Origin of the sequence: Methanosarcina sp. (assembly GCF_028693135.1) — an archaeon.
GTDB lineage: Archaea > Halobacteriota > Methanosarcinia > Methanosarcinales > Methanosarcinaceae > Methanosarcina.
In genome coordinates this window covers 1-26,279 of sequence record NZ_JAQUVZ010000048.1, presented here as the reverse complement: position 1 = coordinate 26,279, position 26,279 = coordinate 1, and the positions used below count along the sequence as shown (strand labels likewise).

28 protein-coding genes, 1 tRNA gene and 1 pseudogene are annotated in these 26,279 nt (G+C 42.7%); 20 read left to right on the top strand and 10 right to left on the bottom strand.

The window, feature by feature from the left end:
* Positions 1 to 189 precede the first annotated feature (189 nt).
* The 3 genes from PHF18_RS15375 to PHF18_RS15365 all read right to left on the bottom strand — a co-directional run bounded on the left by PHF18_RS15375 (position 190) and on the right by PHF18_RS15365 (position 2,457).
* Positions 190 to 621, bottom strand: a complete 432-nt coding sequence (locus PHF18_RS15375) for a hypothetical protein (protein ID WP_300104369.1) — start codon at positions 619 to 621, stop codon at positions 190 to 192.
* A gap of 76 nt (positions 622 to 697) precedes the next feature.
* Positions 698 to 1,036, bottom strand: a complete 339-nt coding sequence (locus tag PHF18_RS15370; RefSeq protein ID WP_367279207.1) for a P-II family nitrogen regulator — start codon at positions 1,034 to 1,036, stop codon at positions 698 to 700.
* An 11-nt stretch (positions 1,037 to 1,047) separates the two neighbouring features.
* Positions 1,048 to 2,457 carry an ammonium transporter gene (locus tag PHF18_RS15365; protein ID WP_300104366.1) on the bottom strand — a complete coding sequence of 470 codons (1,410 nt, stop codon included), beginning with the start codon at positions 2,455 to 2,457 and terminating at the stop codon, positions 1,048 to 1,050.
* Between the two features lie 726 nt (positions 2,458 to 3,183).
* On the opposite strand from PHF18_RS15365, the gene PHF18_RS15360 reads away from it, so the two are divergent.
* Complete coding sequence (locus PHF18_RS15360; RefSeq protein WP_300104365.1) at positions 3,184 to 4,173, top strand: ATP-binding cassette domain-containing protein; 990 nt, start codon at positions 3,184 to 3,186, stop codon at positions 4,171 to 4,173.
* Positions 4,170 to 5,003 carry an ABC transporter permease gene (locus PHF18_RS15355; RefSeq protein ID WP_300104363.1) on the top strand — a complete coding sequence of 278 codons (834 nt, stop codon included), beginning with the start codon at positions 4,170 to 4,172 and terminating at the stop codon, positions 5,001 to 5,003. The genes PHF18_RS15360 and PHF18_RS15355 overlap by 4 nt, the downstream gene beginning before the upstream one ends.
* A gap of 135 nt (positions 5,004 to 5,138) precedes the next feature.
* Here PHF18_RS15355 and PHF18_RS15350 read toward each other — a convergent pair whose 3' ends face one another.
* Positions 5,139 to 5,861 carry a class I SAM-dependent methyltransferase gene (locus PHF18_RS15350; RefSeq protein ID WP_300104362.1) on the bottom strand — a complete coding sequence of 241 codons (723 nt, stop codon included), beginning with the start codon at positions 5,859 to 5,861 and terminating at the stop codon, positions 5,139 to 5,141.
* Between the two features lie 342 nt (positions 5,862 to 6,203).
* Between PHF18_RS15350 and PHF18_RS15345 the strand changes: the two genes are divergently transcribed.
* Both PHF18_RS15345 and PHF18_RS15340 read left to right on the top strand, forming a co-directional pair.
* Positions 6,204 to 8,132, top strand: a complete 1,929-nt coding sequence (locus tag PHF18_RS15345) for a hydantoinase/oxoprolinase family protein (protein WP_300104361.1) — start codon at positions 6,204 to 6,206, stop codon at positions 8,130 to 8,132.
* 214 nt (positions 8,133 to 8,346) lie between these two features.
* Positions 8,347 to 9,048 (top strand): metallophosphoesterase family protein, encoded by a 702-nt coding sequence (locus tag PHF18_RS15340; protein WP_300104359.1) that lies wholly within the window; start codon positions 8,347 to 8,349, stop codon positions 9,046 to 9,048.
* A gap of 222 nt (positions 9,049 to 9,270) precedes the next feature.
* Here PHF18_RS15340 and PHF18_RS15335 read toward each other — a convergent pair whose 3' ends face one another.
* Positions 9,271 to 9,684 (bottom strand): putative zinc-binding protein, encoded by a 414-nt coding sequence (locus PHF18_RS15335; protein WP_300104358.1) that lies wholly within the window; start codon positions 9,682 to 9,684, stop codon positions 9,271 to 9,273.
* A gap of 85 nt (positions 9,685 to 9,769) precedes the next feature.
* Between PHF18_RS15335 and PHF18_RS15330 the strand changes: the two genes are divergently transcribed.
* On the top strand, positions 9,770 to 9,994 hold the full coding sequence (locus tag PHF18_RS15330) for a hypothetical protein (protein WP_300104357.1): 225 nt from the start codon (positions 9,770 to 9,772) through the stop codon (positions 9,992 to 9,994).
* A 167-nt stretch (positions 9,995 to 10,161) separates the two neighbouring features.
* On the opposite strand, the gene PHF18_RS15325 is transcribed toward PHF18_RS15330, so the two are convergent.
* Entirely contained in the window at positions 10,162 to 10,653 is a 492-nt protein-coding gene (locus PHF18_RS15325) for a metallophosphoesterase (RefSeq protein WP_300104356.1), read from the bottom strand.
* Between the two features lie 212 nt (positions 10,654 to 10,865).
* On the opposite strand from PHF18_RS15325, the gene queC reads away from it, so the two are divergent.
* The 6 genes from queC (at position 10,866) to PHF18_RS15295 (ending at position 16,114) form a co-directional block, all read left to right on the top strand.
* The gene (queC, locus tag PHF18_RS15320) at positions 10,866 to 11,561 is read left to right on the top strand and encodes a 7-cyano-7-deazaguanine synthase QueC (RefSeq protein WP_300104355.1); all 696 of its coding nucleotides are present in this window, start codon (positions 10,866 to 10,868) and stop codon (positions 11,559 to 11,561) included.
* Positions 11,562 to 11,694: 133 nt separating this feature from the next.
* The gene (locus PHF18_RS15315) at positions 11,695 to 12,255 is read left to right on the top strand and encodes a DUF366 family protein (protein ID WP_300104353.1); all 561 of its coding nucleotides are present in this window, start codon (positions 11,695 to 11,697) and stop codon (positions 12,253 to 12,255) included.
* Positions 12,256 to 13,023, top strand: a complete 768-nt coding sequence (locus tag PHF18_RS15310; RefSeq protein WP_300104352.1) for a 7-carboxy-7-deazaguanine synthase QueE — start codon at positions 12,256 to 12,258, stop codon at positions 13,021 to 13,023.
* 116 nt (positions 13,024 to 13,139) lie between these two features.
* Entirely contained in the window at positions 13,140 to 13,493 is a 354-nt protein-coding gene (gene queD, locus PHF18_RS15305; protein WP_300104351.1) for a 6-carboxytetrahydropterin synthase QueD, read from the top strand.
* Positions 13,494 to 13,711: 218 nt separating this feature from the next.
* Entirely contained in the window at positions 13,712 to 14,695 is a 984-nt protein-coding gene (gene nifB, locus PHF18_RS15300; RefSeq protein WP_300104350.1) for a nitrogenase cofactor biosynthesis protein NifB, read from the top strand.
* A gap of 471 nt (positions 14,696 to 15,166) precedes the next feature.
* A complete protein-coding gene (locus PHF18_RS15295) occupies positions 15,167 to 16,114 on the top strand; it encodes a radical SAM protein (RefSeq protein WP_300104349.1) in 948 nt (315 codons plus the stop codon).
* 100 nt (positions 16,115 to 16,214) lie between these two features.
* On the opposite strand, the gene PHF18_RS15290 is transcribed toward PHF18_RS15295, so the two are convergent.
* Complete coding sequence (locus PHF18_RS15290; protein WP_011024079.1) at positions 16,215 to 16,391, bottom strand: 4Fe-4S binding protein; 177 nt, start codon at positions 16,389 to 16,391, stop codon at positions 16,215 to 16,217.
* A gap of 572 nt (positions 16,392 to 16,963) precedes the next feature.
* On the opposite strand from PHF18_RS15290, the gene PHF18_RS15285 reads away from it, so the two are divergent.
* Positions 16,964 to 17,944, top strand: coding sequence for a methanogenesis marker 2 protein (locus PHF18_RS15285; RefSeq protein WP_300104343.1), 981 nt, complete (start codon positions 16,964 to 16,966; stop codon positions 17,942 to 17,944).
* A 131-nt stretch (positions 17,945 to 18,075) separates the two neighbouring features.
* Here PHF18_RS15285 and PHF18_RS15280 read toward each other — a convergent pair whose 3' ends face one another.
* Positions 18,076 to 18,378 carry a hypothetical protein gene (locus tag PHF18_RS15280; RefSeq protein ID WP_300104372.1) on the bottom strand — a complete coding sequence of 101 codons (303 nt, stop codon included), beginning with the start codon at positions 18,376 to 18,378 and terminating at the stop codon, positions 18,076 to 18,078.
* 472 nt (positions 18,379 to 18,850) lie between these two features.
* A complete protein-coding gene (locus tag PHF18_RS15275; protein ID WP_300104342.1) occupies positions 18,851 to 19,252 on the bottom strand; it encodes a pyridoxamine 5'-phosphate oxidase family protein in 402 nt (133 codons plus the stop codon).
* 559 nt (positions 19,253 to 19,811) lie between these two features.
* Between PHF18_RS15275 and PHF18_RS15270 the strand changes: the two genes are divergently transcribed.
* From PHF18_RS15270 to PHF18_RS15240, 8 genes and pseudogenes are all read left to right on the top strand, one after another.
* Positions 19,812 to 20,126 (top strand): DUF5611 family protein, encoded by a 315-nt coding sequence (locus PHF18_RS15270; RefSeq protein WP_300104340.1) that lies wholly within the window; start codon positions 19,812 to 19,814, stop codon positions 20,124 to 20,126.
* 27 nt (positions 20,127 to 20,153) lie between these two features.
* Complete coding sequence (locus PHF18_RS15265) at positions 20,154 to 20,708, top strand: chorismate pyruvate-lyase family protein (protein ID WP_367279206.1); 555 nt, start codon at positions 20,154 to 20,156, stop codon at positions 20,706 to 20,708.
* A 182-nt stretch (positions 20,709 to 20,890) separates the two neighbouring features.
* Positions 20,891 to 20,962 (top strand) — tRNA-Thr (locus PHF18_RS15260).
* A 359-nt stretch (positions 20,963 to 21,321) separates the two neighbouring features.
* On the top strand, positions 21,322 to 21,708 hold the full coding sequence (locus PHF18_RS15255) for a hypothetical protein (RefSeq protein ID WP_300104338.1): 387 nt from the start codon (positions 21,322 to 21,324) through the stop codon (positions 21,706 to 21,708).
* Positions 21,699 to 21,881 (top strand): hypothetical protein, encoded by a 183-nt coding sequence (locus tag PHF18_RS15250; protein ID WP_300104336.1) that lies wholly within the window; start codon positions 21,699 to 21,701, stop codon positions 21,879 to 21,881. Before PHF18_RS15255 ends, PHF18_RS15250 begins: the two co-directional genes overlap by 10 nt.
* 59 nt (positions 21,882 to 21,940) lie before the next feature.
* Positions 21,941 to 22,096, top strand: a pseudogene (locus PHF18_RS18120) (4Fe-4S binding protein); the annotation flags it as partial.
* Between the two features lie 468 nt (positions 22,097 to 22,564).
* Positions 22,565 to 24,544: a PAS domain S-box protein gene (locus PHF18_RS15245; RefSeq protein ID WP_300104334.1), complete on the top strand. Its 1,980-nt coding sequence runs from the start codon at positions 22,565 to 22,567 to the stop codon at positions 24,542 to 24,544.
* Between the two features lie 141 nt (positions 24,545 to 24,685).
* Positions 24,686 to 24,913: a hypothetical protein gene (locus PHF18_RS15240; protein ID WP_300104332.1), complete on the top strand. Its 228-nt coding sequence runs from the start codon at positions 24,686 to 24,688 to the stop codon at positions 24,911 to 24,913.
* 382 nt (positions 24,914 to 25,295) lie between these two features.
* Here the strand turns inward: PHF18_RS15240 and PHF18_RS15235 are convergent, their stop codons facing one another.
* Positions 25,296 to 25,703, bottom strand: coding sequence for a DUF1699 family protein (locus PHF18_RS15235; RefSeq protein ID WP_300104330.1), 408 nt, complete (start codon positions 25,701 to 25,703; stop codon positions 25,296 to 25,298).
* Positions 25,704 to 26,279 lie beyond the last annotated feature (576 nt).

Below are 26,279 nucleotides of genomic sequence, written 5' to 3'. Positions count from 1 at the left end.
ACGTCCACATTCCGGACCCTGACTTCAATTTAACAGGACAAAAATGCTATATTTGCTTCCAACATAATCATAAATTCAGAATGAGGGTCCGGAGTGCGAAATCAGAGGTACTTTCATGCCAAATAAAGGAAAAAAGTATTGAAAGGTTCCGTATAAGGAAACTCTATTTCAGAGATCGGAGAATCTTTATCAGAATTTCAAGATTCCCAGGTCAAGCCCCAGGGATAAAGCAAGTGCTATTATTGAGAACACTGAGATTACAAGATAATTTGCACGCTCTTTTGACACAGAAAGGCTCCAGAGCAGATATTCCATTCCTTCAAGGTCTTTTTCTGAAAGTTTCTGTCTGGTCCTCACCTTTTCAAGCAGACCCAGGTCTTGAACTACGCTACACCTTCGCTTTGCAATATGGTATCTGTGTGTAAAGAACCAGAGATAACCTGCGACTCCAAGATACCATATTGCCTTTCCCCAGAAAACACTGTAATGGTCAACTATGATTATACCTCTTAGCAGGATTGCGGAAACCAGTCCTACCCAGAAGTATAAATTAATTACAGACATGCCGTATCCGTGGGGAATCTCAAAGGTATGGGTCTCTGATTTCAGTTCATTCATCATGGTATCTTGCCTTATTCCTTGAATCGTTTCAGTATTTGAGAATTATAAGGTAAAAATGGAAAAAAGAGGTGCCTGGTTAAAGGGCCTCTCCATTCCTTTCTCCGGTTCTTATCCGGACTACGGTTTCAATAGGTATTACGAAGATTTTTCCATCTCCTATTTCTCCAGTATAGGCCGTGCTCTGGATCAACTGTATGATTTCTTCGACCTTATCTTCCGTCACAACTACTTCGACTTTGGTTTTTGGAAGAAGGTCCACACAGTATTCTTTACCTCTCCATTGCTGCACGATCCCTTTTTGCAGGCCACGCCCTTTAACATCGATAATTGTCAGGCTTGGAAACCCGGCTTCGTCCAGAGCATCCTTTACCTGATGCAGTTTCAGGGGTTTTATTATCGCTTCTACCTTGAACATTTTAGCCATTTTTAGTCCTCCCTCATCAGGTATTCGGGGTACGCTCTGATTCCGTGTTCAGAAATGTCCAGACCCATGATTTCTTCTTCTGCAGATACCCTGAGTCCTATTACAGCATCCAGGATTTTGAAGATTACGAATGAGAGCCCAAAGGCCCAGACAATGGTACACAGTACTGCCACGAGCTGGATCAGCAGCAGGCTGATTCCTCCTCCATAGAAGAGCCCTGGCACTTCAGCAGCGTATGCTGCATCCGCAAGGATTCCATTTCCGATTCCTATGGAGAAGAGCCCCACAGAGATCAGGCCCCAGCTTCCGCAGTATCCGTGTACGGCGATTGCACCTACAGGATCATCCAGTTTCAGTGTGTTTTCATTGAACATTACACCGGCGTAGATGATGATACCGGCTACGATCCCTATTACAATGGCTGCCCAGTTTGATATAGAACCACATGGGGCGGTGACTGCTACAAGCCCACCTAGAAGCCCGTTTGCACTGAGTGACGGATCAGGCTTTCCGGTTTTCATCCAGGTGATAAGCATGGTAGTAACAGCTCCGGCAGCTCCTGCCAGGAAGGTGTTGACTATGACCAGGTTCATGTAAGGGTCGTTTCCGTCAAGGGTACTCCCTCCATTGAACCCCAACCATCCAAGAGCCAGGATCAGGGTTCCCAGGAAGGCAAAGGTCAGGTTGTGACCCGGAATAGGTATGGCTTTTCCATCCTTGAATTTCCCTATCCTTGCGCCCACAAGGAGCACACCTGCAAGAGCGGAATATCCTCCGATTGAGTGCACGACTCCAGAACCTGCAAAGTCATGGCTTGCGACTCCAATAGCTTTTACAATCGGGCTTTCGGCTCCGGTCAGGAGAGCCGCGTCAGCCCCGCTCCAGACCCAGTGTCCGTATATAGGGTAAATAACTGCAACCATCAGGACACAGTAAACAAGGTAAGCCTTGAAATTGGTCCTCTCAGCCATTGCTCCCGAAACGATCGTTGCTCCGGTGGCAGCGAATACCATCTGGAAGAACCAGCCATTCCAGAGCGCGTTGTCCGCACCTGCCAGGAAGAACTGGTTAGTTCCTATAAGTCCCGCCGCATCGGCCCCATACATTACACCCCAGCCTACAGCCCAGTAAACCAGGATACCGATGACAACCGTCATGAAGTTCTTCATCAGGATGTTTGCAGTGTTTTTGCTCCTTGTAAGCCCCACTTCCACGAGGGAGAAGCCTGCATGCATAAAGAATACCAGTCCACTTGCTATAAGCAGCCATACGAAAGTCAGTGCGGTCTGCACCCCTTCAATGGACGCTGCATTTTCCTCAGGCGTTACAGCAAGCGCCGGTGAAGACAACGCTATAAGTACCATACAAATAATTATCAATAATTTCCCTATTTGTTGTACATTTTTTAACATACTGCTCTTTTGCCTCCTTCATTTTTGATCGGCAACCGGTAAGTGCTTGTCTACTTAATAGTATTTATAGATTTCGTTTTAGCGTTTAATTTAGAATTAGACAACTATCCAGCCCAACAGAAAGATGTCATTTGATATCGATTTTGACGCAATAAACACGTATGATAACAAATAGATGAAAAAAGAAAAATAAGATATATCGCCACCGATCAAAAGATTAACTTACTGAGATTTGCCCATTGAATCTTAATGACGATGGATATTGACGTTGTTTTACCTGGGCAGGACAGTTACAATTATTATAGTTATTGAAGTAATTGTCATGTATCGGCTTTTACCAAACATGATCTTATATAAAGATATCTATTCCTTATTTATATTCCTAATTGAATAAAAATTGTTATGAATAAAATATTTTTGAAAAAACAAAATCGGAGAAGTTATTGGGCATTCACTCCACTAAAAAAAGGACGATTAAGCAGGATCTTAGATATTTCCCGGGCAGTGAAAACAGAAAACAAAGAGCTAATGGGAAGTTAGTTTAGAATCTGTGTTTCCTAATTATATAAGCCTTCTGAAACACAACTACTGTGTAAAACTATCTCGATATTTATCCGAACTTAATTGTTTCAACAAATATCCTGAATCTCTTATCACTCGAAATTGGGGATCATTGAGAGCGATGGAGGACATTTAATACGGAAGGGAGAAGGGGTTGATTTAGAGATGACCGCAAATGTCATAGAAGTAAATAGGCTTGAGCACTCATATGGTTCTGTAAAAGCCGTTGATGATATCAGTTTTAATGTAAAAGAGGGGGAAATATTTTCATTTTTGGGTCCGAATGGAGCGGGCAAAAGTACTGTGATTAATATTCTTACAACACTTCGGAAGATCCAGAAAGGAGAAGCCAGAGTTAACGGGTATGATGTGGCAAAGGATTCAAAATCGGTAAGAAAATCAATAGGTATTGTTTTTCAGATGCTTTGCCTTGATCACGAAATGACTGTATGTGAGAATCTAGAATACCACGGTAAGATCTATTCAATGCCAAAAAAAGAAAGAAAAGAGCGCATTGAAGAGCTCTTAAAGCTAACAGAGCTGGAGGGTAAAAGAGACACCCTGGCAAAAGATCTGAGTGGTGGTATGAAGAGGAGGCTTGAACTTGCAAGGGGATTGATGACAAAACCTGCAGTCCTTTTCCTTGACGAGCCAACAATAGGTTTTGACATACAGACAAGAATGAGGATGTGGGAGTATTTGAGAGAGATTAAGAGAGAAGGCACTACGATATTCCTTACCACCCACTATATGGAAGAAGCTGATCAGCTTAGTGACAGGATTAGCATAATTGACCACGGAAAAATAATCGTAACCGGAACTGCAGATGAATTAAAGAATAAACTCGGCAAAGACCTTATTTATCTGGAAACCAGCGATAACAAGACTGTTGCAGAGATTTTAAGGGCAATAGAATCGGTAAAAGCCGTAACTGAAGATACGAAATCTCTGAGAGTTCTGCTAGGGGTAGATGTTACTCACGTACTTCCTCTGATTATGGAGAAAATAAGACAGGCAGGAATAGAGATTACAACCGTAAACATCAAAAAGCCTTCAATGGATGATGTTTTTGTTCACTACACCGGACACGGTTTGAGGGAAGGAGAACCAAAGGAGAAAGAGGAAGGAATAGAAATCGCGGGGGTCATGGAATGAATTTTGAATTTCGTGCCATATACTGGAGAGATATGCTGAAGTTTTTCAGATTCAAATCAATGCTCATCAGTTCATTAATCCAGCCTGTGATGTGGCTGGCATTTTTCGGGCTTGCAATGTCAGAGAGTTTTGACAAACTTACCTCTGTTATTCCGCCCATCGCTGGGGTCCAGAATGTGGATTACCTTTCCTATATGGGCGCAGGAATAATTGCTATGGATGTGCTGTTCAGCAGCCTTTTTGGTGGGACTTCTCTTATGTTTGACAAAAAATATAGCCTGCTAAGGGAAACTCTCGCAAGCCCGGTCCCCAGATATCACATCATTCTGGGTGTCGGACTTTCCGGCGTAACAAAAGCATTTATTCAAACTTCCATGATAATAGGATTCGGAAAACTGATAGGAATGGATTTCTTTATGGGATATACATTTACTGAAACTCTTATTGCAATCATAGGCATCTTTTTACTTGTAGGAATTTTCACATTGGGGTTCCTTTTCCTCTCAGGTTCTATTGCCATCACACTTGAGAACCCGGAAGGAATGCAGTCTATTCTTACCCTGCTCAGTATGCCCCTGTTCTTCGTAAGCAATGCATTATATCCCGTTGATGCCTTCCCTGCTGTCCTCAGGTTTCTCTCAATGTTTAACCCGCTGACACTTCTGGCAGACGGAATCCGCTACTTTGCTTTAGGGAACAACTTCTCTGTAATGGGTATTCACTATATGTATACATCAGCCGATATCGCCATTTCTTTCCTGGGCCTTCTGTTCTTCGCCCTCACAATGCTCGCCACGTCACTCTGGAGGTTCAATAAAGTGGATGTATAAACAAACTACCCAAATTTATTTTTTCTTTCGCTTTTTGGCTCTTCGTCATTCCCTATGGATAAGATGGTTTTCTATTCAAGGCCTCGCTGATTTTTATGAGGATATCCACACAAAACAAAGAAGAGCCCAAATGTATTATTTAATGCAATAAAAACCAGCCTGCATGTAAGAGTACCAGAACAACTCTACAGTCCTAAATCCTGTTTTTCTCAGCAGTTCCAGATGTTCTTCGACAGTTATGGGGAAATACTCAGTATCAAAACGCTCCAGATGAGTATCAATTTCTTTCTCACTCCTGCCGTGGGTTAACTGAAAGTTGCCCCAGTATCGTTTTCCTATGTTTATGCCCTCTTCTGTTAGCGGCCTGATGTTTTCGAAGGTGATGTAAATCCCGCCTTCCTTAAGCAGATTATAACACACTTTAATGGCTACTGCCCTGGCTTCGCGGCTAAGGTAGTGATGGCACTGTATAGCAGTGATAACATCCGGCTTTTCCTCTAATTCCTGATAAAATTCCTGTGTAGAGGATGCTTTCAGGAACTCCAACTTTCCGGTAGCGCAGGAAGAGAATTTTGTCTTTGCCTGGTCCAGCATGCCTTCCGAAGGGTCAAGTAAAAGGAATTTTGTATCGGGAAATTCTTCAATTGCCTTACTAACCAGGGACCCTGTTCCGCACCCGGTATCCATCCATACCTTCGGGCTGGAAGGCAGCGACTTGACGAAATTGATAGTCTCCTGATGAAAAGAAGAGTAGTAAGGGAGCACTCCGGATATCCGGACATCGTAATCCTCCGGAAGATGAGGAGTAGCGTTCTGGGTGGGTTTTGAAGGCTTCATAACAGCAGGGTCCTCTTTCACTCAAGGTCTAATTGAAGATTATTTATCTACTTTTCTGAAACTAAGGTAGTTAATGTTTTTTCCTTTACAAAGTACATCCAATTTTTTATTCAAATCAATTTTATCCGGTACTCCAATTTAAACCAGGGGTTCTCCAAATTTCGCAGGGTAGAACTAAAAACTCGTTTTTAATCCTTGAATTTAATGTTCACAGTGATAAGCAATGACTTTTATCTGATGTTCGGTATACCTAACCCAGATCAGTTTTAACATCGTCGGGTTATTGCAATGAAGTATCAGATTGCAATAAACTAAAAAACAACCAAAAAACAAAAACAAGTGTAAAAAGGAGTTATTTTCATTATGCATTACAGCCTTGGGATTGATGCAGGGGGCACTTACACCGATGCAGTGCTCGTAAGGGACTCAAACGGAGAAATTGCAAGCTCAAACAAAGCACTTACAACCTATCCCGATCCCCTCGAAGGCATCAAAAATGTAATTGACGGCCTTAATCCGGAGTATCTTAAAAACGTAAAACTTGTATCGGTATCAACTACCCTTTCCACTAATACCATACTTGAAGGGACAGGTTTTCCCGTAGCCCTGATTCTCATAGGGGACCATCCTCTTGAGAAAGAACTGCCAACAGGACACGTGCTCTTTGCTAGAGGGGGGCATAACCACAATGGGGAAGAGGTGTTCCCTCTGGATCTGGAAGCCATTGGGAAATTTGCGCTATCAGTGAAGGATAAAGTATCAGCCTTTGCCATCTCTTCCTATTTCAGCACACGTAACCCTGAACACGAGCTTAAAGCAAGAGACTCCATACTTAAGCTTACAGGGCTGCCTGCTGTTTGCGGGCACGAACTGTCACAGGAACTGGGAGCCTACGAAAGGGCAGTTACAGCTTTTCTGAACGCACAACTGATCCCCATAACCCGGCAGTTTGTACAGTCCATTATTACAGATATCAGGAAAAGGGGAATTAATGCCCAGCTCCTCATGCTCAAATGCGACGGTTCGGTTGTCGGGATAAAAGATGCCCTGGAAAAACCAATCGAAACTATCTTTTCAGGCCCTGCAGCAAGCCTCGTAGGCGCATCTTACCTTTCGGGGCTGAAGACCTGTGCAGTTGTGGATGTGGGAGGGACAAGTACAGATATCTCTTCAATCTGTATGGGAGTCCCTGACCTGAGCGATGAAGGGGCGGTTGTTGGCGGCTGGAAGACGCGAGTCCGAGCAATCCGGATGGAGACAACAGCCACAGGCGGAGACAGTCATATCTGGACCGTGGACAGGGAACTTTTCCTCGGGCCAAGGAGAGTCACACCCCTCGCAGTGGCTGCAGTGCAGTACCCGGATTTCCTGAATAACCTCAAAAGGACACCCATGCCTGCCAGAGAAGACCTCGGCGAAAATATCCAGCCCACAAAGTTTTTTGTCAGGTCAGACTACCCGACATGCGACCTGAGCAAAGCCGAAGCCGAAGTGCTGGGAGCAATAGGAGAAGAACCTGTTTCCGTGCATGAAATCACAGCTCTTATCAGAAAAGATCTTCTTCCTCAGACCCTGGATTCCCTTATTCAAAAGCGCCTTGTCCAGGCAATTGGATTTACGCCAACTGATGCTTTACATGTGCTCGGTGACTATACAGCCTGGAACGAAGAAGCCTCCAGAATAGGGGCTGAAAGGCTTGCAAGACTCATGCGCATGACACCCGGGGATTTCTGCATTTCCGTAAAAAAAAGGGTTGCAAGGAACATGGCGCTTCATCTCCTCTCATATATCTTGCAGGGCGTGCCATACACATCCATTGAAAAAATCCTGGATGGGAACTACCCCGCAAAGTTCAAACTTGGAATCCCTATTGTCCTGCTCGGAGGTCCTGTGCGAGCGCACAGGAAAGAACTCGAAGAATTCATAGATGCTGACATTCTCGTTCCCGAACATGCCGAAGTAGGAAATGCAGTAGGAGCTCTTGCAGGAAAAGGCATCAAAAGAGTGGAAATTCTGATCAGGCCTGCTAGCCTGGTGACTCCTGAAGCAGATTTTTTGGTCTTTGCACCAGGCAAAAGGCTGAGGTTCGATTTATACGTAGAAGCCCTGAACGCAGCAACAGAACTCGGAAAAAAGATTGTTGCAGACTATATGAAAGACTGCGGCCTCAGCGGAAAACAGGTTGAAATTTCCATTGAGAAAAAGACTATCTCACCTGACGGCTGGACCCATCCCCCAATGGAGACAAATCTACTGGTAATGGGAGTAGGAATGCGGGGGCTGCCTGACTGAAACAAATCCTTCGGATTTCAGGCTTTTTTAATTCTTATTTTGAAGCCCGGCAGAAAAAAATCAGCAGACAAGGATCAGTAGACAAAAATCAGTAGGCCTGCGCCTTTTTTGGCCCAGGGCATTTCAATTTTTAAATAATAGAGCTATAGAAATATATGGTATAATACCTTTAACCATATAGAAAATAGAACCTATTATTCTAAAAGAGAAAAACATGAAAATCCTGCTGATAGCCGATATCCACGCAAACCTTGAAGCCTTCCAGACAGTCCTTGATGTTCCGCATGACAGGGCTATCTGCCTGGGAGACATAGTGGACTATGGGCCTGACCCGGACAAATGCATAGATCTCCTGCAAAAAAAGAACATCCCCACCATCAGGGGCAACCATGACAATGCAGTTGCTTTTAAAGCAGACTGCCAGTGCGGATACAAGTATAAACATCTCTCAATTGCAACTCGAGAATACACCTGGGGAGTCCTTGACGCCTCACGAATAGGATACCTGCAAAAACTCCCTCTTGTCCTAAAAGAGGAAATCGATGGAAAGAAGCTTTATTTAACCCACGCAAGCCCTCGCTCCATGTTTGAGTACATAAAGCCCGAGACTCCGGACGAAGCTATCATGGAAATGCTTGCAGACCCGATGGAACCTGTTGATTCCAAATTCCTCGTAGTCGGACACTCCCATATCCCCATGAACCGGAAACTCGGAGACCTGACAATTATAAACCCTGGTTCAGTGGGCCAGCCAAGAGACAGGGACATCCGGGCAAGCTGTGCGGTTTTCGAGACAGAAACAGGAGAGATAGAATTCTTACGCCTGGATTATGATATTGATGCAGTCTGCGCAAAAATAGAAGAAAGGATGCCTCATGCAGAGGAACTGACAGGTATTCTCAGGCGGGGATACTGAAAGTAAAAAATCCCGGTTGAAAGAAGGTTGAAAGAAAAAACTAAGATGGAGTAAAAATTCAGATAATTGATTGAAATCAATTGGTCATCGGTTAAGGAATTTTATTGCATGAAAGCGATACTTTGCTCCATCCCTCAACATATTTAAATTTTAGACAAGTGTTGTGGAAATGAACGCAATTTGTCACGATTCCTCAATTAACCGAAGACGCATGGATTGAATTCAGGCTTCTTTTATTGCACGTATAATTTTTTCCACATATTCAGGCTTCACATCCGTAGGCCTGGTTTTTTCAATTCCGAGTTCCGTAACAAGCATGTAGACATCTGCCTTCAAGCCGGCTTCATCGAGTTTTTTTGTAGCACAGCGGTCCGTGCAGCCGTTAAGAGCAAGAATTCGGAAGCCTTCAGAAACTGCATCTTCTGCCGCATCAACTCCTTTGTGAGCAGCCGCAGCCCGGTACATATCCGGCCTCCTGAAAGCGAGAGCAGAAGCTGCCTGCATGGTGAGCTTTCCGGTGTTCGATAGGCCTGAACAGGCAAAAATGAGGGTGCGTCTCCTTTTTCCGGAAGGATTATCCGTTTCGTGAATCCTGCCTGACAAGGGTTCTTTTTGATCATTTCCTTTCGATTCCATTGTTGTTACAACCTTTAACAGAAAAATTGTTTCAAAATATATTGAAATAAAAAATAGATCATCCACCTTTATATGGCTAATGTTTTTGAATGAAAAAACAACGTATGTAACTCACCCGAATTGCGATTTGGGATTACAAAAAATGAAACATTTTCAGGGAGTTGCACTGAAAGTACAACCGACTGTGATCCTTTTTGGCATAGTTGCGGCTCTGCCTATCACGCTCAACACAGGAGAGCGGGCTTTTCAAGAAGGAAAATTAAGAAGAGAGGAAAAAGAGGAAAGATCAAAAATAAAAGCCAGAAAGTAAAGGCTGCCAAAATAAACCGCCAGTAAGGATGAAAACAATAATCTTTTCTTCTTTTGACGAGCCGTCGGGGAAGCTGACGGAAACTCTGTTATTGCCGGTCAATTGGGCATGTTTGCCACCCGGAATAAATTTAAAAAATATAAAAGAGTGAAGAACAATCAGTCAATCTAAAGTTCCGTGATCTCAACGTTCAGGTTTGCAATCTCAAGGGTTGCAACCGTGGTTTTTCCTGAAAGCACCCCTGAGCATTCCCCTGGATTTATCACCGGAGTCCCGTCGATCATTCTAACACCCGGGTCGTGGGTATGGCCCCGGACCACCACGTCAAAATCCCCTGAACTGGCAAGGGCTTTGACCAGCACCTCATTTGTACCATGCAGGAGGGCGATATGCAGCCCATCAATTGTCAGGTCCCCAAACTCCCCACAGGAGACGGCTCCAATTTCTTCAAACCATTTTGTAAGGGTTACTTTATCCCCGTCATTATTCCCGAAGACAAAATAGAGTTTTGGACTTAGTTCTTTAAAGGCCCTTACCGTGAAAGGAGAAATAATATCCCCCGCGTGCAGAACAGCTTTTACCTGTTTTTTGTTGAAAAACTCCACAGCTTTCCGGATAGCTGTCAAGTTATCGTGCGAATCCGACATAATTCCGATCAAGTAATTCCACCTCCTTTAATATTAGACGTCCTGAATATTTAATACATGCCCCAGATTTCTCAGAAAGGGAGATTCTCCAGCCAGAAAGGCAACTATTTTTAAATATAAGTAAGAGGTATTATCGAGGTAATCCCTGAAGAATACTGGGAGACCCCTGATCGAGTAGTAAATACAGGGAAATTTTCCATAAAATTCGAGTTAGTGAGTTAGAAATGAAAGCTATAACCCTTCTGAGCAGCGGGCTTGATTCGGTTGCAGCTCTTGCAATTGCAGCAGAGAGCCTGGAAATTGAGATGGCACTTACCTTTGATTATGGGCAGCGGGCCTGTGAGCGGGAAATCGAGTATTCTCAAAAGGTCTGCGAACATTATGGAATCGAACACAGAGTAATCAAGTTGGACTGGCTTGCAGAAATAACACATACATCCCTCGTAAACAGGGACGAGGAAGTTCCTGCTCTGTCCTTTGAAGACATTGATGAAGCTGCTCCTGCCGCAATTACCGAAGCTTCCGCAAAGGCTGTCTGGGTCCCGAACAGGAATGGGGCCATGTTGAATATTGCAGGAAGCTTTGCCGAGAGCAGGGGATGTGACTACCTGGTGGTGGGCTTCAACGGAGAAGAAGCCGGGACCTTCCCTGATAATTCCCTGGACTATATACAGGCAATGGACCACGCCTTTTCTTATTCTACTCAGAACGGAGTCCAGGTACTGGCTCCTCTGATCGAACTCGGAAAAACAGAAATCTTAAGAAGAGCTCTTGAAGTAAAGGCTCCCCTGAAATATAGCTGGAGTTGTTATCACGGGGGGGAAACTCCCTGCGGGGAGTGCGAAAGCTGTGTGCGAAGAGCTAGAGCATTCAAAAATGCAGGTGCAAAAGACCCACTTCTGAAAAAGACTGGAGTCTAAATCTGAAAAATCATCCGGAGAAGGATGCTGAACAGATACGATGCTGAACAGATACGATGCTGAACAGATACGATGCTGAACAGACACGATGCTGAATAGAATAAGTTAAAGAAAGAGTTACAGGGAGAATTCCATGAAGTGCATTATCCTACCCGAAAAATTTGACTACGACGGGAGCCAGATTTCGTCCCTCTGGGCATACAACAGCTTCGGAGTAAATGAAGACTCGATTATTGTTTTCAGAGGCGCATGTGACGTAAAAATCGAGCACATGATTGACCTCGAAGACCGGAGGGAAAACGAGTCTATCTGGTCCGAAGACATGGTTAGTTTCATTATAGAACATTTCGATTCTACTGACCTTAAATTGGTCTATGCACGGCAGCGCTTTTTTACCGCCCTTGTAAGGGAACACCTTGCTGGGTTGGGAATCCACACCACAAGGGGAGGAGATGACCTTTTCCTAAAAGAAAAAAAGTTGACCGTATCAATTGCCAGCACCTCTGCTGTTTCCCAGAAGATCCACTTCGGGATCAACGTTTCCCACGAAGTATATGGAAACCTGAGAGAAGCCGGAATAGGAGACGATGAAGGTATTGTGCGGTTCATGCAGGAAATCGGGGAAGCTTACGTAAAGGAATTTGAAGACATAGAAAAGGACCTCCGAAAATCCCGACCTTTAGGGGTAGTATAAATGCCCTCTTCAGACAGGGAGTTTGCTCACATAAAGGAGATTTTCTGCTCTGTACAGGGGGAAGGTCCGTACGTTGGCACAAGGCAGGCTTTTGTCCGGTTTTCAGGCTGTAACCTTAATTGCAACTATTGTGATACGAATTTTGAAAGTCAGGAGACCTGCGATTATGAAAAAGTCGAGGGAAGCGGCATTTTCGAAAAGGTTCCAAACCCTGTAAGTGTAGAAAAGCTGGAGTCCATGCTACAGCCTTTCAATAAACTCCATTCGGCATCCCTTACGGGAGGAGAGCCTCTCCTGCATGCAGAGTTTATAGAAAAACTGAACCTTTCCGCGCCTCTGTACCTGGAATCCAATATGACTCTGCCGGAGCAAGCGAGGAAGCTGCGTGAAAAGATCTCATATGTTGCAGGGGATTTTAAACTCCCGGAAGCCATCAGGAAAATTTCCTCTGAAAACCGTGAGGTGCATATGGAAAATACGATCGAGTGCTTCAGGCTTCTGAGAAAAAACAGTTCAAGAGACTGTTTTTGTAAGATTGTTATCGGCAGGGACACAAAACCCGAAACTGTGGTTCTGGCTGCAGAAGCAATAGCTCCCTATGTATCCTGTATAATACTCCAGCCCGAAACACCAGTTGGCAGTGCAGTAAGGACCCCACGGTTTACACAGACGTCTGTGCAGACCATTATAGAACTGCAGAAAACCCTGCTTGAACTGACCGATACGCGCATCATTCCCCAGACCCACAGGATGTGGGGGTGCTTATAACCATAAAAGAATATCAGATAAAACGTAGAATAACAATCGAAAAGAAAAATAAGAATCAATAGACAGCAAGCAGTTAAATGGCAGGAGTAATTAAATCAAAAAGGGGTTATAATAAAATGACAAATATGAGATTGGGAATTATTGATTATATCGACAGCGCCCATTACCTTCCAGGGAACGGAAAGTGCGGAAGAGTACATGGCCATACATACAAAATAGAGGTAGTGGTAGAAGGAGAAGTAGGGGAAAACGGGATGGTAATTGATTTTTATGACCTGAAAAAAGGCATAAAGGAAACCCTCCAGGGATATGACCATACCCTGTTAAACGACATCATAGAGTTCCCCAGTGCTGAACATCTCTGCCAGCATATCCACTCCAAACTTCTGGAAAGATTCGGCTTTCCCATTCTGGTAAGAGTCTGGGAAGGAGAAGGGAAGTGGTGCGAGATGGACAATTTTTCGAATTGAATAGGCATATTCGAATAGATCAGGCATAATAACTCGTATCGGATTCTACAATAGTTAAGAAATAGTTTTAAAGAGATTACAAAAAAAGGTTTAAAGATACCCCTAAATGATTCCAAAATGTATATCAAGGGTCTGCATCATAAATGCCTTAGGCATCCAAAAATTCCCATTTACTGAGATCTTACTTCACTTTTAAATTCCGAACGGAGGAGAATAACTTGCCAGAAAAAACCCAATCTATAGACGAGCCCAATAACGGCCCCATACTCGGAGAAGAGCTCCGGAGAAAGATTTCAGAGCACCCCTGTTACGACAAGAACGCCCAGCATAAATACGGGAGAATTCACCTGGCTGTGGCCCCCAAGTGCAATATCCAGTGCAACTTCTGTGTTCGGGAATTCGACTGCGTAAACGAGAGCCGACCAGGGGTCACGAGTAAAGTCCTGACTCCGGAAGAAGCCCTTGAAAAGACAAAGCAGATCCTGGCAGAATATCCGTTCATCAAGGTCGTTGCAATTGCAGGGCCGGGCGATCCTCTGGCTAATGATGAGACCTTTGAGACCTTTGAGCTTATAAGAAAAGAGTTCCCTGAAATAACCCTCTGTATGAGCACAAATGGACTCATGCTTCCCGAAAAACTGCAGGACATGCTGCGTGTGGGAGTTTCCACACTAACGGTTACGGTAAATGCAATCGATCCAGAAATCCAGGCAAAGATCGTAAACCATATAGTCTACCATGGTAAGGTCTACAGGGGAGTTGAAGCTGCAGAGATTCAGATTAAAAACCAGCTTCAGGGGATAAAAGCCGCTGTAGATGCAGGAATTGTTGTAAAGGTCAACACCGTGCTCACCCCGGGCATCAATGACAAACACGTAGTCGAGATCGCCAAAAAACTCAATGAACTTGGGGTTTACATTATGAACGTCATGCCCCTGATCAACCAGGGAGCCTTTGCAGACCTTGAACCCCCCACAGCCGAAGAGCGGAAAGACGTTCAGGCAGCTTGCGAGCCTTACGTTATGCAGATGCGCCACTGCAGACAGTGCAGAGCCGATGCTTACGGACTCCTTGCCCAGGACATGTCGCAGATGAGCGAAGAGCGCAGAAATATTATAAAAATCCAGACAAAAGAAGATATGGAAAAAGCAAGAGAGATTCTTGAGAAGAACGGAAAAGAAGAAAAAGAAGAAAAAGACTGAGAAAATAAGATTGAAGATTTTAGACTGAAATCTAAAATCTTCAATCTGAAGGTTCACACAGGAATTATTCAGATTAAGGAATCCTAATTTTTATAAAGTGCATATTTTTTCCGGTACATTTAATTCTCCGGCTCAGCCTTTGACATTATTGAGCAGGATAAATTCAACTTTTCTCTAGAAGAACCGCATAAGCAAACGTTCTGAAAAACCGGCACCCGGAAAAAGAGCCATAAATAGCTTATTTAAGATTTTCTGCCCCGGCCCCTTATTTCAGCAAAATTACCGGTGAAAGGATTGAGGTTCTTAAGTAGAAACAGGCTTAAACCGGAAAAAGTTTTGAAGCCGAAGAAAAAGGATGCTTTATATATTATGCATAATTATGCATAATTAGAAAGAAAGCACGTATTCTTTACTCTTCCCGGGCGCATCCGAACCTTTGCGCCAGGACCTTTAACTGCCGGAGGAAAAAATTTGCCCGAAGAAAAAAACATACCTTTTGAAAGAGAACGTTATAGAATCATAGCCGAACACCCCTGCTACAGCGAAAAGGCCAGGCACAGGTTTGGGAGAATGCACCTTGCTGTGGCCCCGAAGTGCAACATCCAGTGCAACTTCTGTGTCCGAGACTTTGCCTGCGTAAACGAAAACAGACCGGGGGTGACCATGGAGGTTTTAACACCAGCCGCAGCCCTTGAAAAAGTAAAGCAATCCCTTTCCGATTACCCCTTTATCAAAGTGATAGGCGTTGCGGGGCCCGGGGACCCACTGGCAAACGAAGAGACTTTCGAAACCCTTCGGCTTGTAAGGGAGGAGTTCCCGGACATTACGTTTTGCATGAGTACAAACGGACTCATGCTTTCCGAAAAACTCCCGGAACTCGTAAAGCTTGGAGTTGCGACCCTGACCGTGACCATCAACGCCGTTGACCCCGAAATCCAGGGCCAGATCTGTGACCACATCAATTACCACGGCAAGACCTACAAAGGAATAGACGGGGCAAAAATCCAGATAAAAAACCAGCTTGAAGGTATTGAGGCCGCTGCAAAGGCAGGACTCGTTGTCAAGGTCAACACTGTATTTGTACCGGGGATCAATGACCGGCACATGGTGGAAATTGCAAAAACGATCCGGGAAAGAGAGGTATATATAATGAATATCATGCCCCTGATCCCCCAGGGAGCCTTCGCCCACATAAGAGCCCCTACCCCGGAAGAACGGCAGGCGGCCCAGGACGCCTGTGAACCCTATGTAAGGCAGATGCGCCACTGCAGGCAGTGTAGGGCTGATGCCTATGGCTACATTGACCAGGACATGACCCAGATGAGCGAGGAGCGCAGAAATATTATAAAAATCCAGACAAAAGAAGATATGGAAAAAGCAAGAGAAATTCTTGAGAAGAACGGAAAAGAAGAAGCCTGAAAAACTCGAGAATATTCAGTCCCGGATCAAAAAAACCCTGAAACCTGGAGCCGAAAAGGCGGAGTTCAAGAACTCCGCTTCTTTGACTGATTTTAAAGCGTTACTCGAGGGTGATTGCCCCATTCGGGCAGGCATCTTCACATGCACCACAGTCAAGACATTCATCTTCGTCTACAACTGCAATATCATCATCACTGAGGGAGATTGCAGCGGCAGGACATTCATCTATACAGCTTCCACAGCCTGTGCAAGCGTCTGCATCGATTTTAGCTACCATGTTTTTCACTCCTTATTTCATCAATTTGAGACTATTATAGAGTCGGAATAATATTAGGTTGAAATATTAGGATATAATAATTTAATAAAAAGCTGTCGCTTCTATTCCCCGAAACAAAGACAAAAACAGATAAAGGATAACTTGAATTATGTACTGACCATAATACCTCGAATTGCCTGGTTATTAAGGAAAAATTGAGAGGCCAAGCATATAAATATGGCATTGATTACCATTCGCTCAGAATTAAATAACCATTAGTTTCTGTGATTTATCGCAACCTTACCATTAGTTTCTGTGATTTATCGCGACCTTGCCATTAATTTATCATTAGTTTATTGCAATTTTATATATATATTGCAATTTTATATTTATTGTAATCTTATGTTTATTGTAATCTTATGTTTATTGCAATCTTATGTTTATTGTAATCTTATGTTTATTGTAATCTTATGTTTATTGTAATCTTATGTTTATTGTAATCTTATGTTTATTGTAATCTTATGTTTATTGTAATCTTATTGTTGATTTTAACTATCATTGATACAATTAAAAAACAAACAGGAAGCCTTTGATTGAATCTGGAAGAGCTAGCAGAAAGTATAAAGAGTTTCGAAGGGGTTACCCGAAAAAGACAGATTGAAGATATAGTTTCCATCTTCGAAGCCGTCCGCCCGGAATATGGGAATGCCATCGTTGATTTTGGAGACGATGCTGCAGTGATCGATATTGGAGGAGATGACGTTATCCTCTTTGCAGCCGATGGCATCTGGGGGCGGCTTCTGGATGCAAGCCCCTGGTGGGCAGGGTATGGAGCCGTAGTTGTTAACATAAATGACATTGCAGCAATGGGCGGAAAACCTCTTGCAATGGTGGATATCGCCTCTGCAAATTCGCCGAAGGCCTGCAGGGAACTGATGGAAGGGCTGGCTGAAGGAGTAAGAAAATTCGGAGTTCCTGTAGTAGGAGGGCATGTCCATCCCGATACACAGTACAATTCCCTTTCCGTTGCTATCATAGGGATTGTCAAAAGAGACTGCGTAATCAGGAGTGATACTGCAAACCCCGGGGACCTGGTTATTGCAGCCTATGATATGGACGGAAAAATCGGCCCGAACTCCCCTTACAGCTGGGATACTACATCTTTCAAAGAGCCTTCAGTGGTAAGGAAAAGTTATCTTGTAACCCAGGAAATAGCAACGAAAAAGCTTGCAACCGCTGGCAAGGACATAAGCAATCCGGGGTTAATAGGAACACTCGGGATGCTTTGCGAGACTAGCAAAATGGGAGCCACAGTGGATCTGGAAAAAGTTCCCAGGCCGGCAGATGTGGACTTTGAACAGTGGCTGAAAGTGCATCCCGGGACAGGCTATGTATTTACTGCAGACCCGAAAAAAGCAGAAGAGTGCGTAGATGTGTTTGAAAAGGCAGGGCTCACAGCTGCAATTATAGGAAAAATTGAAGAGGGCTCAAAACTCGATATATACGATAAAACAGGCAGAGCAACTGTTTTTGACTTCTCAAAAGACAGTATCACAGGTATCGGTTCCGAATAATCGGAACCCTTCTTTATATCCTGTACTTATTTCAAGAGAAAAAAATATTCGTTTGCTGAAAAGTTGTTATTTGACTTATCCAGCACCGATTTTTATTGTTTTTATCCCCATTCGACGGGGCCTGTGCAGGATTACTTATCTTCAACCCAGGCCTTCATTTCCTTATAGAGAAATTCTTCTGCGGCCTGAACCTTTTCAAGAGGACCACGAAGAACAAGAACTTCCCTTTCCTCACTATTTACAATACCAACAGGCATCTTCCGAGTTATGGGTTCAAGACCAAATTCTTCCACTAGATCATAAATAATGGACACAACCGTTCCAGGGGGGATAATCAGGTCGTAGAGTTCTTCATACTCCAGATCGGGGTTACTCTCAATATTCTCTTTCTGCTTTTTGGCGATTAAATCATCAAGGTTGAGTGTTTTGTGCATCCTGGGGTCACCTTCTTTCACTTATTGCAATTGTTGGATCTTATTTGCCAGATAGTAAGCTAATTCAGATTGGGTTAAATTGAATTAATTTTTGTCTATATATATTAAAGCAATTGATAAGGTATATAAGAATGATTTCAAAGTAATGTCAAAATCTCTTTTGTATGATCTGGAGGAGGGCTGTCCATTCATATCTCTTTTTGCATGAACTATGATGCGTATAATCATATTTATGGTTGTTTCTTACGAGTTGTATCTGCATTAATAAAGATCAATTACAAAGGTAAGATACATGAACTCCCAGCCATTGAAATGACGGGCATCCTACCTTAGAGATCATGAAATATAAAATAGCCTATTCTTATAATCAGAAACGACAGCATCATCTAAAAGTGTCTGAACTAGAAAGAAAAAGCTTCCTTTCAGGAAAAATGAAAAAGAAAAAAGTTTGAGATGCCTGCTTGAAAAACTCTTATGAAATCCTTTCCCCTGCACTGGGGCCTGGGGAGACACTGTAGATCTCCTCTACATGGAAAAGGGCAGCTCCTTTGGGTTTAAGGTTTGCCATCTTCGAGGCAACCCAGTCAGCAACCTCGTCCAGAAGAGGGCCTTTGTCGATCAGCTCTACACTGCCTTTTATCTGGTAGGCTTTCATTGGCGGCATGTAAGCGCTGAGGGCAGCTTTTGGGTTTTCTTTCAGGTTTGCTTCGGTCTTTTTCCAAAAAACGTTTGCCATGATAAGAGTCTCGTCGTCTCTTACTTTCACAAAACCCATCAGGCATACGTTTGGAACGCCGTTTTTATCTGCGGTTACCAGGGAGGCAACCTGCTGATTTGCAAGCGCTTCTTTTACATTATCAGGAAGTTTTACCATTTCCAGTTTCCCCTTTAATTTTCAGTCCAATATGTTAGAAATCAGTAAGATCTCCAATAATTACCTTATTACGACATACTTTTAAGTCAGAGATCGATTTATTTTAATCCGTTGCCCTGTTTTTACTCCAAATACGCCTGTTTTTGAACCGGCGATCGTGTTTACAAACTTAAACTCCTTATAAAAGCTGCACCAAGTTAATTACAGCTGAATTAAATTAAAGTATTATAAAGTAGGGCAAATACATATTTATAATTACTTTAAAAGTAGGGCAAATACATATTTATAATTACTTTAATAATGATTAAGGCTAATATTAAAAATAATAGAAAGTGTTGGTATGATCTGGAATCAATGGCAATAAACAGGAACCCAGCGTTAGTAATAGATAATTAGTGGATACACTGAAGCAAAAATACATGAAGATCAATTTCTGGAGATAGATCCACCGATCAGGAACATATATCCCTACTGTTTCGGATTATCACTGCACGTTCCAGGCAAATCGATTATAAGCAAACTTTATCTGAGATGAAAATATCTTATAAGAGGATAAGCAATGCAGAAGTATAAATTGAAGCGCGGTTTTAAACCTGAAATTGATAGAATCTACTCGGTAATGCAGGAATGTTTTCCGACTGAAATCTCCCAGAACGACGGCCATGTTGAAACGTCCTTTGGAGCAATGTCAAAGATAACGGTCTGGATAGAAAACAAAATGCTCTTTGTAGATACGGTTTCCGATGTTACTGTCAAAGATGATGGAATAATCCTGCAGACCAACAGGGTCTACCGGGATTTTCTCTTAAAAGCTACCGGATACACGGCAAAAGAGCGGTTGAAAAATGCAAAAAAAGAAGTCGGAGAGGAATAAACTCCGCACCTCTCATTCTAATTTCACATTATCGATAACATCCGGCAGCCCTTACCTGGAGGTATCGTTCTGGAAGTAGATTTCCTTGAAAAACTGAAATGCCTCGAAATTCCCACCTGCCTCCGGGTCTGCTGTGGGACTGATGGTTCCGTAACCTTTCTCCTTGAGATAATGACCAGAAAATCGGTTAATGTAAAAACCGAGTCCCAGTATATAATCAAAGCCGATAAGGAGATGGCTGCCCTTCTTGGCGTGGAAGAAGGCAGTGAGGTAAATAACAGGACAGTTCGGCTATATGCAGGGGACACGGTATTCGTCCAGGCAAGATCGCTCTCTCCTCTGGAACGCATGCCTACAACTATGAAGGAACAGTTAATGCGCGCAGACATCCCCATCGGCAGGATCCTGCGAAGTCATAACCTCGAGACCAGGCGCGACATGGGAGAACTCGAAGTCCTGGAAGGGGAACCCACTTTCGACGGCATTCCGGTCCTTTCCCGCTCCTATAAAATCGTCCATAACAACTATGTCCTGATGTGGATCAATGAACGCTTCCCCATCGATGAGCGCTGGAACCTCTAAATACCTGAAATCCCGGAAAAAATGCTAAAGAGCAAGTATTTTTTCAGGGAAGTTCCCCATATTTTTCAAAACAAATCTCCAAATTTTTAGCTTGTGCCAGATAATTACCGGAATGGAGCAGGTTCAGTCGAAACCTTTATATGTCTGGTGTGATATTTTGGAGATGCTCTTACATCAACAGTGCCTTGGTGGCTTAGGGGTATAGCGCGTCCTTGGTAAGGACGAGGTCGCGGGTTCAAATCCCGCCCGAGGCTTTTATCTTTTTTTTGTTTTTCTTTTTATACTCAGGTTCAAAGCCTACTTTCACTAATCGTTAAATAGCCTGCCGATTTTAGATGTAAATAAGAAGTTGACCCCAGATTTTATACTCACTGTTTTACTGAAAGATTAGTCAACATTGTGTTTTGAAATGTATTTCCGTCCTGACAAACCATTGCTTTGAAGATTCAGCTTTATTTTGATAAAGTTGAAAAAAAGGGCTGTCGAATTCCTCATTCTAACAACAAGAAAATCCCCCTACTACTTGTTGCATGAAGAGATTTTATACTTTTGAAACCAGTTCACTATATACCGATTAATCTTCTGTCCCTCTGACATGCAAGGAAAGCCCATCATGGAAATGCCGCGGAAAATCAGTAAAGTAAAAATAGCCTATTTTTCCGGGACAGGAGGTACAGCCCTGGTTGCCGATACCCTTGAAAGGAAGTTAATAGGGCGTGAGATATCTGTTATAAAATCAGAGATCAGGGCAGGGAATCGCCCTTCCAGTGATGGGGAGGATCTCCTGATACTGTTATTTGCTGTTCATGCGTTTAATGCCCCAGGAATTGTATACCAGTGGATTGACAGCTTTCCCGGCAACAATAACGAAATCGTTCCAGCTGCCGTGATATCCGTTTCCGGAGGCGGGGAAATGACACCAAATACAGCCTGCTGCTTAAGCTCTATATGCAAACTGGAAAAAAGAACTACAGGATTGTTTATGAAAAGATGGTCGTGATGCATTCAAACCGGGTCGTGAAAACCGACGATAGACTGGCTATTCGGTTGCTCTGGGTCCTGCCTTCAAAGGTTGAGCTTATTGTTAACGACCTGCTTGCAGGGGTTGTACACAGGATCAGACCAAAGTTCATAGACCATATCTCTCCAAATTTGGTGAACTGGAAAAAATAGGAACAAAATTCTTTGGAGAGAGGATCAGGGTAAACGAGAACTGAAATGGCTGCGGCTGGTGTGAAAAGAAATGCCCGGCAAACAACATCAGCATGCTGGATAGCAGCCCGGTCTTTGGCAGGAAGTGTATTCTTTGTTTGAAGTGTATCTACGAATGTCCCAGTAAGGCCCTTGAGGCGGGAACATTCAAATTCATCATCCTGAAGGAAGGGTAAGATCTCAAAGCTATCGAAAAGAGAATCGACAGCATTACCCCAGCCTCGGTAGATGACCTGGCAAAAGGATACCTATGGAAAGGAGTAAAACAATATTTGCTTGAAGATTGAATTCCCAGCACAGGCATGTTCGTTACTTCATACCCATCGAAAATTGAATCTCTTTCCTGCCATACCCAAGAACATAACTGTGACCAAGAGAGCTCTTCTTCAAACTCTGCAACTCTAAAGATTCTTATTTATTCTGCTAGCAAATAATTGGGTTGCTCATTTTTCTCTATAACAAAGTTATATACATAAGAAGTTATTTTATAATCAAAATAAAAAAATAGGAGTGCTTAGGAAATGCACCCCCGCTCCTGACTTACATGGCATTTTCTGTAGCGTTTCAGGATGCCCTATTTACATGTTAAGATCCCAGGAGAATCATATGGAATTCCTGCATAAAACCAGGACAGGAGACCTCTCATGAATAAAAAACAGCTTCAACTCGATCAAAATGCAGATAGGTTATCCTCCTTCGGAGACGAAGGTTCTTTGATCGACCATTCTCATAATCTTGAAGAGATCATCAGGTATAGCAGGGCAAAAGATATCTTTTCGACAAATGAGGACATTTATAGGTCCTTTTTTAAGGAAAAAAATGCAGTCATCCTCCTCATCGATCCTGAAAACTCCGAGATTGTTGATGCAAACACGGCGGCATGTAAATATTATGGCTGGACGTTCGAAGAGATAACTAGCAAGAAAATTGACCATGTAAATACTTTGTCAACTGAAGAGGTCAAAGCTGAGACAGAGAGAGCTTCGGATGAAAAAAGGAATTATTTTGTTTTCAAGCACCGTCTGGCAAATGGTGAGATACGGGATGTCGAAGTTTACAGCAGCCCAATGGCCCTCAACTCTCAAAATTTACTTTATTACAGGGTTCATGACATCACTGAACGCAGGTTAGCAGAAGAGGAATTGCGAAGGAAAGAAATGCAGTTTCGTACTGCGCAAAAAGTCGGACACATCGGAAGCTGGGAGATGGACTTTAATTCCGGCAAAGCAGATGCTTCGGATGAAGCTAGAAGAATATACGGCTTTGGAAACGAACAACTTACCATCGAAATGATACAAAAAGCATCATTGCCGGAATACCGCCCAGCACTGGACAAAGCACTAAGGAACCTTGTGGAACAAAATTTGCCCTATGATGTGCAATTCAGGATCAGAAGAAACGAAGACGGCAATATCCGCATTATACACTCCGTGGCTGAATACTATTCTGAAAGAGATGTAGTCATAGGGACGATCCAGGACATTACCGAACGCAAACAATCCGAAGAGGCCCTGGAGAAAGAGGTTAGCTGGCGGCGCATCCTCATGGAACAGTCCAGAGACGGGATAGTTATCATCGACCAGGATGGCAAGGTTTTCGATGCGAACCCACGATATGCCGAGATGCTTGGCTATTCCCACGAGGAAATACAGACATTACACATGTGGGATTGGGATATTCACTATACACGTGAACAATTACTGGAAATGCTTCGGCTTGCTGACAATAAAGGGATCCTTCACGAAACAAGCCAGCGACGCAAGGATGGCACTCTCATTGATGTGGAAATCAATGCAAATGCAGCCATATTTGGAAAGAAAAAACTGAGTTTTTGCGTGTGCAGGGACATTACCGAACGTAAACGGGCTGAAGAAGAACTTCTGAATACTAAACTGGCTGCTGAGGCTGCTAACCAGAGTAAAGGTGAGTTTTTGGCTACCATGAGCCATGAGCTCCGGACCCCGCTGAACTCGATCATAGGTTTTTCTGACGTCCTGCTCGATGGAATGGGGGGCAGCCTGAATGAAAAACAGAAGGCATACATAAATAATATTTCAAAGGGGGGTAAACATCTGCTAACTCTCATTAATGACATCCTTGATCTCTCAAAGGTTGAAGCCGGCAAGATGGAACTTAACTATGAACAGTTCTGTGTTTCTCTTGCCATTGAGGAAATTAAAACGGTAATATCTCCTCTTGCAATAAAAAAGAACATTAATCTGGATGTCAAAGTTGAGCCGCAGCTTGGGATGATCGATGCAGATAAAACCAAATTCGAACAGATCCTCTACAACCTTGCAAGTAATGCCATCAAGTTCACCCCAGAAAAAGGGAATGTGACAATCGAAGCACGGCGTTCCGGTAATTTTGTCCAGGTCAGTATAATAGATACAGGCATAGGGATTTCAAAGAATGACATGGATAAACTCTTCCAGCCATTTAAACAACTGAATCGATACATCACTCGCGAGTACGAAGGAACCGGATTGGGTCTTGCCCTTGTCAAGAAGTTTGTTGAGATGCACAGGGGCAAAATCCGGGTTGAAAGCAAAGTTGGAGAGGGCAGTATTTTCATATTTGTGCTCCCCCTTGATCCGAAAGACCATGGGCTGACCCAGGATTAAAGCCAGACAGGGTATTTGTTCCTGTCCTCACTGATATTACATTTGACTGTCAAAATTGGGATGTAATTAGCCATATAAGCCGCGTGGCTGTCGAAAGTTGTGAGGTTTTGTTACATGTTAAACTGCCGGAGATCCGTAGGAGTGGAGGAAAGCAGTCTATTCAAGCAGGAAAAGGTAAGCTGGAAGGGTAAGCCGGAAAAGGTAAGCTGGAATTTACAAAAACGACCCTCCCGGGCTACGGTAGGTTATAAAAATGCAGTTATAAAATTAAAGCTCTATATTACCCTTAGACGAGTTACACCAGAAAATAGAAGTGAGAATAAATATTGTGGAATAACATCTCAAAGATCCACAAAGATAGAATCATAAAGTGTCAGAAGGTTTTAAAGAGATTTTTATCAGGGTTTTCTTTTAATGAAATTTACGATATCAGCTTTGAAAAAATTGTACACTTCCATGTTAGAGACCATATCAAGCCGAAAGCATCACACAATTACGTTTTAGTGATAGTTTTGAGGGGCTACAAATTAAAAAAAGCACTATTGTGTAAAGATACAAAAAAAATAAAAATAAAACAATAATTAAAAATATAAGGTAATATAAATAAAAATGCAACAAAACTTGAAAAGTAATAAAACTGAAAAACGTCAGACTTAAGAAGTAATACAAATAAAAAAATAATTAAAATTATGAAGCAATAAAAGTTAGAAGAAAATAAAATGGGAAGAGCCTGAAAATATGTTTCAGAGGCTCATGCAATAACATCTTTTCTGAGGATGTACGCAACCATTTCAGGATTCAGTTTGCTTTCCCTTGAGACTTTTTCTTCAATTGCCTCAGTGGATTTGCCTTCAATCTTCAGTTCCTTTATCTCCTCAATTATAGAGGTAGGAATACGGTAATATTCGTTTATGTCCTTTCTGTGGCCCCAGACATCTCCTTCTATGAGCTGGATACGCTGCATTTCAAGGAACATTTCTATGGACTTTGAGACCGTGCGCCTGTATGATTTAGGAAGCTGTATTACCTCAATCTTCGGGCAGTTCTCGACAAGGGAAAAAATGTCCTTGTTCGAAGGCCTGAAAGCCAGGTGAACGATTCTTTCGTTTGGATTTAATGTAAAGATTTCTTCTCTAGAACTCACAACCCTTATTTTCAAAGTTTGTCCTCCCTATCTATTGATTTTTTTTCATTTGATAGTAAAAAATTCTTCATTAAATATTTATCTATAACTACAGGATTTATTTAGAAAGAACTAGTATTTACATTCTTTCTTTTATTTTCGTATATTATATTATCAAATAATAAAAAACAGCATGTATCGCACCTTCTCATGTCACACCCCAATAAATATACAGTTAAACATTCAGAAAAGCATGAGGAACAAAATCAACAAAAAATCAGAATATTATCAAACAATATTTGTTTTGTCACGGGTCAGGGCATTTTTAATATTTTGTTCTGTAGCGCGATAAAATCAAGATGAAACCTGGGATTTTGTGAAAAACTTTCTTTGGGTCTCTCCTTTGCTGAAGTTCTCAATTAGATTTAACCCTCCAAATTGTACTTATTTAACTCTTTAAATTTTAATGTTAATCCATCCCGATAGGCAGTGTTGCGAATTTGCTGTAGTGCGACAAGAAGCTGTTTCATGAATTGCCTATGTGCTACTCTTTCCATTTGGAGTAATCCTATCAGGATGTGCTTTTACAGTAATGTTTAGGTGCAAAGCTCC

Bases quoted from the DNA above. Each gene is read 5' to 3' on its own strand.
- PHF18_RS15255 (WP_300104338.1), top strand. From the start codon at position 21,322: ATGGAAATGCCGCGGAAAATCAGTAAAGTAAAAATAGCCTATTTTTCC.
- PHF18_RS15270 (WP_300104340.1), top strand. From the start codon at position 19,812: ATGCAGAAGTATAAATTGAAGCGCGGTTTTAAACCTGAAATTGATAGA.
- PHF18_RS15315 (WP_300104353.1), top strand. From the start codon at position 11,695: ATGAAGTGCATTATCCTACCCGAAAAATTTGACTACGACGGGAGCCAG.
- PHF18_RS15290 (WP_011024079.1), bottom strand. From the start codon at position 16,391: ATGGTAGCTAAAATCGATGCAGACGCTTGCACAGGCTGTGGAAGCTGT.
- PHF18_RS15375 (WP_300104369.1), bottom strand. From the start codon at position 621: ATGATGAATGAACTGAAATCAGAGACCCATACCTTTGAGATTCCCCAC.
- PHF18_RS15310 (WP_300104352.1), top strand. From the start codon at position 12,256: ATGCCCTCTTCAGACAGGGAGTTTGCTCACATAAAGGAGATTTTCTGC.
- PHF18_RS15275 (WP_300104342.1), bottom strand. From the start codon at position 19,252: ATGGTAAAACTTCCTGATAATGTAAAAGAAGCGCTTGCAAATCAGCAG.
- PHF18_RS15245 (WP_300104334.1), top strand. From the start codon at position 22,565: ATGAATAAAAAACAGCTTCAACTCGATCAAAATGCAGATAGGTTATCC.
- PHF18_RS15335 (WP_300104358.1), bottom strand. From the start codon at position 9,684: ATGGAATCGAAAGGAAATGATCAAAAAGAACCCTTGTCAGGCAGGATT.
- PHF18_RS15345 (WP_300104361.1), top strand. From the start codon at position 6,204: ATGCATTACAGCCTTGGGATTGATGCAGGGGGCACTTACACCGATGCA.
- PHF18_RS15250 (WP_300104336.1), top strand. From the start codon at position 21,699: ATGGTCGTGATGCATTCAAACCGGGTCGTGAAAACCGACGATAGACTG.
- PHF18_RS15365 (WP_300104366.1), bottom strand. From the start codon at position 2,457: ATGTTAAAAAATGTACAACAAATAGGGAAATTATTGATAATTATTTGT.
- PHF18_RS15370 (WP_367279207.1), bottom strand. From the start codon at position 1,036: ATGTTCAAGGTAGAAGCGATAATAAAACCCCTGAAACTGCATCAGGTA.
- PHF18_RS15340 (WP_300104359.1), top strand. From the start codon at position 8,347: ATGAAAATCCTGCTGATAGCCGATATCCACGCAAACCTTGAAGCCTTC.
- PHF18_RS15280 (WP_300104372.1), bottom strand. From the start codon at position 18,378: ATGCACAAAACACTCAACCTTGATGATTTAATCGCCAAAAAGCAGAAA.
- PHF18_RS15360 (WP_300104365.1), top strand. From the start codon at position 3,184: ATGACCGCAAATGTCATAGAAGTAAATAGGCTTGAGCACTCATATGGT.
- queC (WP_300104355.1), top strand. From the start codon at position 10,866: ATGAAAGCTATAACCCTTCTGAGCAGCGGGCTTGATTCGGTTGCAGCT.
- PHF18_RS15355 (WP_300104363.1), top strand. From the start codon at position 4,170: ATGAATTTTGAATTTCGTGCCATATACTGGAGAGATATGCTGAAGTTT.
- queD (WP_300104351.1), top strand. From the start codon at position 13,140: ATGACAAATATGAGATTGGGAATTATTGATTATATCGACAGCGCCCAT.